This window comes from Calidithermus terrae (assembly GCF_003574345.1).
Lineage (GTDB): Bacteria > Deinococcota > Deinococci > Deinococcales > Thermaceae > Calidithermus > Calidithermus chliarophilus.
This window is the reverse complement of the sequence record NZ_QXDL01000160.1, coordinates 1-9801: the sequence shown is the minus strand read 5'-3', so window position 1 is coordinate 9801 and position 9801 is coordinate 1. Positions and strand designations below refer to the sequence as shown.

Sequence of the window (9801 nt, the reverse complement as noted above, 5' to 3'; positions counted from 1 at the left end):
GGGTCGGGCATAGGTCGGGGTTCCGGGAGGAATGCCTCCTCGAGGCGTCAAGTCGTGATTCTAACGCATGAGCCCGCCCGCCGCACCCTGCCGGGTCCATATTCCCCACGCCTCACGCCTTCTTCTGCTAAGGTAGCAGCATGGCCCTGAGTCCCCGCGTCGAAGCCCTCCTAGCCATCGTCGATGCCCAAGAAGCACGGCTCGAGAGGGCCGAGCAGAGCCCCCAGTTCGCCCACTTCCTGGCGGCCTCCGACGGCGCGGAGCAGATCATCGCGCAGATCCGCGAGGGCTGGCAGACCTTCCGCAACACCGCACCCTACCTCAGCGACCCCGAGGTCATCGAGAGCTACGCCCAGAGCTTCGAGCAGATCGACGCGTCGCTGGAGCAGCTCGAGCAGGTCCTGGCGCAGATCAGGGCGAATCGGATATTGAATTAGGGTCGTACGTCGTACGCCCTACGTCGTACGCGAGACGCAAGACGCCAAACGCCAAACGCTAAACGCAAGACGCCAAACGCTAAACGCCTTGGCCCTGGACCCTCGACCTCATGGGCTGTTCGCACCCGTAAACCTTTCCCCCAGGTTTTTTGGACTGGGTATCTTCCCCGGGCTCTGATAGGCTAGTGGTTCAAGGGAGGGTTGGAGCGGTGGACACCGACGTCAGACGTTACCTGCGCCAGGGCTTTCACGTCGAAGGCCCGCTCTCGCCCGGAAAGTTCGAGAGCGAGCTGGCTCGGCGCATCGGCAGCCCGGGCCGCCGAAGACCGATCTTGCAGGCCTGGAAGCGCTACCTCGCGGGGGGCGGCCTCGAGGCGGTGCGAAGTTTTTACGCAAGCCTGCTGGCGCATCCCCGCGAGCGCCTGGAGGGGTTGGTGTACGCCATGCACCTGCCTTTCCTGGAATTTTATGCCGAACAGGTGCCGCGCCTGCTCGAGCCGGTCGGCGGGCGGGTGCTCGAGGTGGGGGCCTTCACGGGCGGGCTGGTGGGCTGGCTGGCCCAGGCCCGGCCCGGCTTCGAGTGGCACGCCCTCGAAGGGGTGGCCGAGGCGGTGCAGATCGGGCGGGAGCGGCTGCCGGGCGTGAGCTGGCACCAGGGATGGTTCGGGGTGCCTTCGGGCTTCCTGCAGGAGGGGGGCGGGGGAGAGGCCCCGCCGCGGTTGCCCCCGATGGACGCCGTCCTGCTCTTATCGGTGCTGCCGGAGGGCTGCCTGGGCGACCTCCCGGGCCGCCTCGAGGCCGAGGCCTTCGACCGGCAATTCGGGCTCCCCGGGCGGCTCATGGGCCTGCAGGGGCTGCTGCGGCCGGGCGGGCTGCTGGTTTACGGGCACGGCCCCTTCCTGGGCAAGAACCCCGAGCGGCTGGGGGCGATGCTCGAGGAGCTCGGCTTCAGCGAGGTGCGGTGCACCGGGGAGGGGGAGTACTGCCTGGTCAGCGGGCGCATGCCCGAGGAGCTGTCCCTGCGCCGCCGCGAGGAGTCCGGCGCTCAGGTGGCGCCTCCCCCGGCCCCGGTCGCCCAGGCCCGTCCCGCCGCGGCGTCTGCCGAGGAGCTGTGGCGGCTGCTCGAGGCCGAGGACTACGCCGCCGTCCTGCACAACAGCCCCGAGGACGCCCGCGGCGAGCTGGCCTACCTGCGCGGCCGCGCGCTCTTCGCGCTCTCCCGCTTCGCCGAGGCCGAGGCCACCCTGGCGGGCGCCGGGAGGCCGGAGGCCGAGGACCTGCGGGCGTTCTGCTGGGTCGAGCTCGAGGACTACCGCCGGGCGCTGCCGCGCCTGGAGGCCCTGGCGAGCCGGGGCGGGCGCTACCGCTTCTACCTGGGCCGGGTCTACCTGGGCCTGGGCCGCCTGGCCGACGCGCTGCGGCAGCTGTTCGAGGCCGGCATCCCCGAGGCCGAGCTCTACTTCAAGACCGCGCTCGAGCGCATGGAGGAGCGCGCGGTGCGGCTGTCGCGCGAGGGGGACTGGAGCGAGGCCAGCCGCCGGGTGGAGTTCGTGGAGGACCTCTCGCCGCAGTTGCTCAGCCGCGGGCTGCTGCGCCTGGGCCTGCAGGCGAGCCTGAGCCAGGGGCTGTGGGCCCGCGCCCAGCGCTACGCCCAGCGGCTGTACGACCTGGGCGAGGCGGCGGGGGCGCTGGGGATGGCCCTGGTGGGCCTGCGGGTGCGGGGCCCGGAGGGCTTGGAGAGCGTGCCGCTGGAAGACCTCAAGGAGGTCGAGCCCTACCTCACCGACGCGGTGGCCCGCGCCGAGGAGGCCACCGCGCTCTTGGCCCTGGGCCTGCTGCGCCACCGCGAGGGGCGCCACACCGAGGCCCTGCGCTACCTCGAGGCCGCCGCGCGGGAGGGGCAGGGGGAGTCGAAGGGCTTCGCCTACCACCTGCTGGCCGAGGCCAAGCAGGCACTGGGCCACCCCATGACCGAGGTGCTGGGCGACCACAAGCGCGCCCACGCCTTCCGCGCCTACGGCGTCGAGGAGCTTTTCGCGCTGGCCCAGCAGGCCTACGAGCAGGGCGAGACGGTGCTGGCGAGGGAATTCCTGGCCCGGGTGCGCGACAGCGGCCTCGAGCACTTCCGGGGCGACCCCAGCGCGGTGCTGCGGCTGGTGGAGACCCTCGAGGGCCCCTGGGAGGCCTTCCGGCTGCTGGCCCGCTCGCTCGAGCACACCCGCAACCCCTCGCTCGAGCTGCTCGAGCTGGCCTACCGCCTCTCGCGCGGCTTCAGCCAGAGCGAGGAGGCCCAGAACGTGCGGGGCCGTTACCTGGCCGCGCTCTACGACGCCGGGCAGCAACTGGGCGCCGAGGCGCTGCTGCTCGCCGAGCTCGCCCGCACCCCCGAGGCGCTGGAGGTGCGCTACGACCTGGCCGAGCACTACGAGCGCACCGGGGCCTACAAGAAGGCCGCCGAGCAGTGGCGCAAGGCCCTCGAGGTGGCCTACTACTGGGAGAAAGACCTCGAGCTCTCCCGCGAGATCCTGCGCAACCTCCTCTTCCTCAACCCCACCGACCCTGATCTGCAGCTCTACCTCGAGGAGCTCAAGGCCACCTCCAAGGCCGTGGCCCAGCTCGACGGCGTCCCCGACGCGCTGGCCGGGGCCACCCCCGACAGCCTGCTCAAGGAGGGCCTGCCGCGCTTCCACGGCGAGTACCTGCTGGTGGTGGGCGGCCACACCCAGTTGCGCAGCCGCATGGTGCCCTTCCTCGAGGCCCAGGGCCTCAAGGTTGACTGGTTCGACTCCGACGCCAACGCCGCCGGGCGCGAGGTGATCCGCCGCATCCACAGCCGCCTCGAGCGCGCCCACGGCATGATGATCATCTCGAGCTACGTCGGCCACGACCTCTCCGAGCCGGTGCGGCTGGAGGCCGAGAACCTGGGCGTCCCCGTCTACCTCACCCCCGGCCGCGCCCGCGGCATCACCGGCTTCCTCCGCGCGGTGGCCGAGTTCGCCCCCCAGCTCTTCAAACGGGCTCTGCGGGGCGGCTGAAGGCACCTGCCTCCCCGTACGTGGGGAGGGGAGAAGCGAGGGCGGGCACGGGGGCCCGCCCCTACGTCATGCGGTCAGCGTCCGGCGTTTCGCGTCTTGGGTTTTGCGTCTCGCATCTTGTGTACGACGTACGACGCAGGACGCAGGCCCTACGACCCACGTCCTGCGTCCTGCCCTCGGCTATGGGCTATCTACGTCTCTCAGCGTTCAGCGCCAGGAGCAAAGAGGGGAGCCCCGCTTAGCGCGCCCCAGCGGGTAGCCCTCGAGCCCCCTACGCTGAAGAGGGAGCGGCCGTCCGGGCTGAAGCCGACCCAGTAGGTCTCCTCCGTGCTCAGGGTGCGCAGCTTGCGGCCGCTGGCGAGGTCCCACAGGTGGATGCCGTCTTCGCCCGCGCTGGCGAGGACCTGCTGGTCGGGGCTGATGGCGACGGCCCAGGCCTCGCCGGCGTGCTCGAGCGTTCGCAGCAAGGCCCCGGTGGCGACCTCCCACACCCGCACGGTGCCGTCGTCGGCGGCGCCGGCGAGCAGCTTCCCGTCGGGGCTGAAGGCCAGGTCATAGACCGTGCCGCCCTGGCCGCTTTCGGCGTAGCGGCTGCCCGTGGACCACGCGCAGTGGGTCGAGGGGCACTCGCCGCGGGCGCGCTCCTCGCCGGCCTCGCCCACGCCCACCAGGCGCAGGAACTGCCCGCTCCGGCCGTCCCACAGCCGGACCGAGCCGTCCTCGCCGCCGCTGGCGATGAGGCTGCCGTCGGGGCTGAACCTGGCGATGTACACGTCGGCGGTGTGGCCGGTGAGGGCCGCGGCCGAGCTCCAGCGCTGGACGTTCCACAGCAGCAATTGCTCGCCCCGGCTCAGCAGCAGGGTGCGGCCGTCCGGGCTGAAGGCCTGCACGAGCGCGTCGCCGTAGGTTCCCCCGGCCTCCTTGCGCAAGCGCTTGCCGGAGGGGTACTCCCGCAGCTCGAAGCCATCCTCGGTGATGACCGCGAAGGCCTTGCCGTCGGGGGTGAAGGCGGGCCAGGCGGTCTCGAGGCCGAATTCGATGGTTCGGACCCCGCCGGGGGAGGGCTTGGAGCCGTCCCACGCCACCACGGCGGCGCCGTCGCTGAGCGCCAGGCGGCTGCCGTCGGGGGTGAGGCTGGCCCCGCGGAAGTCCGCCTCGGCGTAGAGGTGGCCCCGGGCCTCGAGGCCCCAGGCGGCCTTCGCGCTCGCAGGCACGCCCGCGGCCAGCTCGAGCGGGGCCTGCACGTTGCGGGTCTCGCCCGCGACCAGCGTGACGCCGAGCTTGCTGGGGGCGAAGAGCTCGAGGGCGGGCTCGAGCTCGACCTGGTGTTCGCCGGGGGGCAGGTCCCACAGCTCGAGCCGCCCGCTCAGGTCGGTGGTCCCCCGGAGGTCGCCGTCCACCCGCACGGGGGTGCTGGGGAGGGCGAAGCTCAGCGCCAGGCGGGCCTGGGTGGCCGGGGCCGCGGGGAGGCCGAAGACGGCGGCCTTGCCGGCGGCGCCCAGCACCCGCGCCCCGCCCAGGTCGTTGAAGGCCAGGCGGGTGCCGTCGGGGCTAAAAGCCACGTCCAGGCTCCGCGCGCCGGTCTTGAAGGTGCGCTCGGCCTTCCCCGTAGCCACCGACCACAGCGCGACGTTGTAGTTCCCGGCGGTCGCCAGCAGGCGGCCGTCGGGGCTGAGGCCGATGGAGCTGATCCCGTTCTGCGGGGTGAGGACCGCCAGCCGGCGGCCGGATAGCGTATCCCAGACCGCGGCGGAGGTTTCCGAGGCTGCGGCCAGGGTCCGGCCGTCGCGGCTCCACAGGAGCTGGAAGGGCTCGGCGAACTCGAAGGCGCGCAGCAGCCGGCCGTTCTCGAGGTCGTAGACCCAGGTCGTGCGGAGGCCCCCGACGGCCAGGCGCCGACCGTCGGGGCTAAAGCCCACGGCCACGACGGGGGAAGACGTGAACTCGTCGGGGAAGTCGGTGGCGCGGGCCGCGGGGCGCAGGTCGGGCAGGGTCCACAGCCGCAGGCTCTCGCCGTCGGCCGTCGCCAGGGTCGTGCCGTCGGGGCTTATGGAGAAGAAGGAGTACTGGCCCTCGAGCTGCCCCAGCGCTTTGGCGGTGCTGAGGTCCCACACGCGCAGGATGCCCTCCCCGCCGGAGAGGCTGACCAGCCGGCGGCCGTCCGGCGTGAATTGCAGCCAGTTGGCCCTCCTTTGATGCCCGCGTAGCGCGGCCAGCAACTTGCCGCTGGCGTTGTCGTAGACCAGGACGGGGCCGGCGGGGGTGCCTACAGCCACCCTCGAGCCGTCGGCGTTGAGGGCGAGGGAGGACACGACGGCAGGGTGCCCCGGCAGGCTGTGAAGCACCTGGCCCCTTTTCAGGTCATAGAGCTGGATGGCAGCCGGCAGGCTCGCCAGCAAACGGCCGTTGCCCGCGAAGGCCAGGGCGTTCCAGCCGGGGTAGTACTCGGGGCTCAGCACCCGCAGGCGTTGCCCGCTCTTGGCCGACCACAGCTTCAGGCCCGTGCTCCCGCCCGAGACCATCTGCTGCCCGTCCGGGCTGAAGGCGACCTCCCAGGTGCCCCCGCCGTCGCTGGCGATCTGGCGCAGCAGCTTGCCCTCGGTCACCGACCACAGCCGCAGGCTCCCGCCGAAGTCGCCGCTGGCGAGGGTCTTGCCGTCGGGGCTGAAGGCCACGGACGTGACCTCCTGCGGGGGGCGGAGGGTCTTGAGGGCCTTGCCGTCCTTGGCGCTCCACAGGCGCACGGTCTTGTCGCTCGAGCCCGTCGCCAGCAGCCGGCCGTCGGCCGACCAGTCCAGGCTGTACACCGCGCCCGTGTGCCCGCTCAACAGCCGCAGTTGCTGGCCGGTGCGGGGGTCGAACACGCGCACGGCGCCCCGGTTGGTGGCTACGGCCAGGCCGCGGCCGTCGGGGGCGAAGGCCAGGTCGTAGACCGTCTCGGCCTGGGGGGCGAGGCGGCGCAGCTCGCGGCCGCTCGAGGCCTCCCACAGCCGCAGGTCGCCGGTGCGGGTGCCGGCCGCCAGGGTGCGCCCGTCCGGGCTGAAGGCGACGCTCAGCACCGCGCCCACGCCGGCGGGCGCGCGGAAGGTTCGCACCGACTGGCCGCTGCGGAGGTCGCGCAGGATCACCGCCCCGTCGTTACCGCCCGAGGCCGCCCAGCGCCCGTCGCGGCTCACCGCCAGCGCCCCGGCGGGCTCGGTGACGCCCTCGAGGCGGCGCAGCTCGAGCAGGTTCCCCAAACTGCCGGTCTGGGCTATGGCGACGAGATTCAGCGATAGAAAACTCCATAAGAGAATGCCCTTGAACTTCATGTAGCCCCTTTCTTCAGGCCGTGGAGCCAACGCGGTGCCCGGCCCCCTAGCCAAGTTCATACTCTATTCAAAAACAGGTAACAGACCAAGGGCCCACTGCCCGAGGCCGGCGGGCCCTCCCGCCGCGGGTAGCTCGAAAAAGCCGATTGTGCATGGAGTAGATAGCCCTTAGACTGCAGGCCTAGGGAGGATTGGAATGCTTTCAGAAACACTGGTGAGCGACGTGCTCCGCCGGGCCCGTCTGGGCGGGGCCGATTTCGCCGAGCTGTACGTGGAGCGCTGGAAGCGCCGCAACCTGCGGATGCTTTCGGGCGAGGTCAAGGAGGCCACCAGCGGCCTCGAGTACGGCGCGGGGCTGCGGCTGTTCTACGGCACCGAGGTGGTGTACGCCTACACCAACGACCTCTCGCCCGAGAGCCTGCTCGAGGTCACCGAGACCCTGGTCAAGCTCAAGGGGCAGGCCGGGCAGGTGGACGCGCGGGGCGAGGGCGGCCTGGACTTCCGCAAACAGGCCGCGCGGGGCCTGCACGCCCCCGAGGTGCCGCTGTCGGCCCGCGACCGGCGCTACCGCGTCGAGCGGCTGCTCGAGGCCGAGGCCGCCGCGCGGGTGGCCCCCGAGGTCAAGCAGGTGCAGACGCAGTTGCTCGAGTGGGACCAGGAGGTGCTGGTCGCGACCTCCGAGGGCAAGTGGGTCGAGGACCGCCGCGTGCGCACCCGCTACGTGGTCACCGCCATCGCCCAGGACGAGGCCGGCATGCAGACCGGCACCTTCGGGCCGGGGCTGAGCGTGGGCCTGGAGCTCTTCGACCGCTACCCGCCCGGCGAGATCGGCCGTAAGGCCGGGGAGCAGGCCATGACCAACCTGCGGGCCAAGCCCGCCCCGGCGGGCACCATGCCGGTGGTCATCGGCAACGCCTTCGGCGGGGTGATCTTCCACGAGGCGCTGGGGCACCTGCTGGAGACCACCTCCGTCGCCAAGAAGGCCAGCGTCCTCTCCGACAAGCTGGGCGAAAAAGTGGCCTCCGGCTGCGTCACCTACATCGACGACGGCACCACCCCCCACGGCTGGGGCTCCTCCGAGTTCGACGACGAGGGCATGGAGACCGCGCGCACCGTGCTCATCGAGAACGGCGTGCTCAAGAGCTACATGGTGGACAAGCTGGGCGCGATCAAGACCGGCTACGCCCCCACCGGCTCCGGGCGCCGCCAGGACTACACCTACGCCCCCACCAGCCGCATGCGCAACACCTTCATCGCCCCCGGCGACACCCCCGTCGAGAAGCTCTTCGAGGGGATCGAGTACGGCCTCTACGCCAAGGACATGGGCGGCGGCCAGGTCAGGCCGGGCAGCGGGGAGTACAACTTCGGGGTCAAGGAGGCCTACATCATCCGCAACGGGCGCATCGAGGAGCCGGTGCGCGGGGCCATGCTGGTGGGCAAGGGCCCCGACAGCATCGCCAAGATCGTGGCGGTCTCGAGCGACCTCGAGACCTCGCCCGGCATGTGCGGCAGCCTCTCGGGGAGCATCCCGACCGAGGTGGGCCAGCCCCACCTGCTGATTTCCGAGATCGTGGTGGGAGGGCAGGCATGAGCTTCGAAGAGGCCAAGGACTACCTGTTGAAAAAAGCCCGTGCGATGGGCATCGAAGCCGAGGTGCTGGCGACCGAGTCCCGCGAGCTGAGCCTCAGCGCCTTCGGGGGGCGGCTCGAGGAGATCACCCAGGCCACCCAGGGCGGCATCGGGGTGCGGGTGGTGGTGGAGGGCAAGGTGGGCTACGCCTACACCGAGGAGCGGACCCCCGAGGCCCTGGACTGGGTGATGCAGGAGGCCCACGAAAACGCCCTGCTGCAGAGCAGCGGCGGGGGCTTCATCCCGGCGGGCTCGGCGCTGGGCCGCCACGACCTGCTGGGCGAAGGGCTCTCGGCCCCGCTCGAGCACAAGCAGGCCGCTGCGCTCACCGTGGAGGCCACCCTGCGCCAGGACGCGCGGGTCAAGCAGGTGCCGCGCACGTCCTACCAGGAGCAGGAGACCCAGGTGGTGCTGGGCTCGACCCAGGGGGCCAGCGGGGGTTACCGCACCGGGGTGAGCGTGGTGATGGGCATGGCTATCCTCAGCGACGGCGGCGCGCCCAAGCAGAGCTGGAACGTGGACTTTAGCCGCGAGTTCCACGCCCTCGAGCCCGGCAAGACCGCCCTCGACCTCATCCACGACACGGCCCGCCTGCTCGGCGCCCGGCCGCTCAAGACCGGCAAGTACCGCGCCTACTTCGAGCCCAAGGCCTTCGCGCAGCTGCTGGGCGTGATCAGCTTCATGTTCTCGGCCAAGAACGTGCTCGAGGGCAAGAGCCTGCTGGCGGGGAAGGTAGGGGAGAGGGTGGCCTCCGAGCTCGTGACCGTCGTGGACGACCCCACCCTGCCCGGCGGCATCGCCTCGCGCCCCTTCGACGCCGAGGGCACCCCTTCCCGCCGCCTGACCCTCATCGAGCGGGGCGTGCTCAAGAGCTTCGCCCACAACTCCGAGACCGCCCGCCGGATGGGCGTGGAGCCCACCGGCAACGCCCAGCGCGGCTACAAGGGCGTGCTGGGGGTGGGCCACTCCAACCTCTTCCTCGAGCCCGGCTCCGGGGTCAGGCTGCAGGAGGGCGTAATCGTCACCGAGATGATGGGCCTGCACGCCGGGGCCAACCCCATCTCCGGCGACTTCAGCCTGCAAGCCCTGGGCCTCAAGGTCGAGGGCGGCGAGGTGGCCTACGCGGTGGAGAATTTCACCGTGGCCGGCAACCTGCTCTCGCTGCTGCAAAGCATCAGCGCGGTGGGGGAGGGGCTCGAGTGGGAGTACTGGGGCATGGCCCTGGGTGCGCCGATGGTCGAGGTCGCGGAGCTGTCGTTCGCGGGGGCGTGAGGGGGCGATAGCCCGTGGGCGGAGGCCGGGCGCGGGTCGTACGTCGTACGTCTTACGCCGAACGCAAGATGCGAAACGCGAGACGCCTTGTCACCCCCCTTAGCAAGGGGGGTCGGG

5 protein-coding genes are annotated in these 9801 nt (G+C 71.6%); 4 read left to right on the top strand and 1 reads right to left on the bottom strand.

Annotation, left to right across the window (positions count from 1 at the left end; all coding sequences use genetic code 11):
* Positions 1-140: 140 nt before the first annotated feature.
* Together Mterra_RS15620 and Mterra_RS15610 are read left to right on the top strand one after the other, a co-directional pair.
* Positions 141-437, top strand: coding sequence for a hypothetical protein (locus Mterra_RS15620; protein ID WP_036219767.1), 297 nt, complete (start codon positions 141-143; stop codon positions 435-437).
* Positions 438-646: 209 nt separating this feature from the next.
* Positions 647-3472: a hypothetical protein gene (locus Mterra_RS15610; RefSeq protein WP_119316014.1), complete on the top strand. Its 2826-nt coding sequence runs from the start codon at positions 647-649 to the stop codon at positions 3470-3472.
* A 200-nt stretch (positions 3473-3672) separates the two neighbouring features.
* Here Mterra_RS15610 and Mterra_RS15605 read toward each other — a convergent pair whose 3' ends face one another.
* Positions 3673-6711 (bottom strand): WD40 repeat domain-containing protein, encoded by a 3039-nt coding sequence (locus Mterra_RS15605; RefSeq protein WP_170159698.1) that lies wholly within the window; start codon positions 6709-6711, stop codon positions 3673-3675.
* A gap of 268 nt (positions 6712-6979) precedes the next feature.
* Here Mterra_RS15605 and Mterra_RS15600 point away from each other — a divergent pair, with 268 nt between their 5' ends.
* Together Mterra_RS15600 and Mterra_RS15595 are read left to right on the top strand one after the other, a co-directional pair.
* Positions 6980-8374 (top strand): TldD/PmbA family protein, encoded by a 1395-nt coding sequence (locus Mterra_RS15600; protein ID WP_119316012.1) that lies wholly within the window; start codon positions 6980-6982, stop codon positions 8372-8374.
* Positions 8371-9684, top strand: coding sequence for a TldD/PmbA family protein (locus tag Mterra_RS15595; RefSeq protein WP_119316011.1), 1314 nt, complete (start codon positions 8371-8373; stop codon positions 9682-9684). The genes Mterra_RS15600 and Mterra_RS15595 overlap by 4 nt, the downstream gene beginning before the upstream one ends.
* Positions 9685-9801 lie beyond the last annotated feature (117 nt).

Bases quoted from the DNA above. Each gene is read 5' to 3' on its own strand.
- Mterra_RS15620 (WP_036219767.1), top strand. From the start codon at position 141: ATGGCCCTGAGTCCCCGCGTCGAAGCCCTCCTAGCCATCGTCGATGCC.
- Mterra_RS15600 (WP_119316012.1), top strand. From the start codon at position 6,980: ATGCTTTCAGAAACACTGGTGAGCGACGTGCTCCGCCGGGCCCGTCTG.
- Mterra_RS15595 (WP_119316011.1), top strand. From the start codon at position 8,371: ATGAGCTTCGAAGAGGCCAAGGACTACCTGTTGAAAAAAGCCCGTGCG.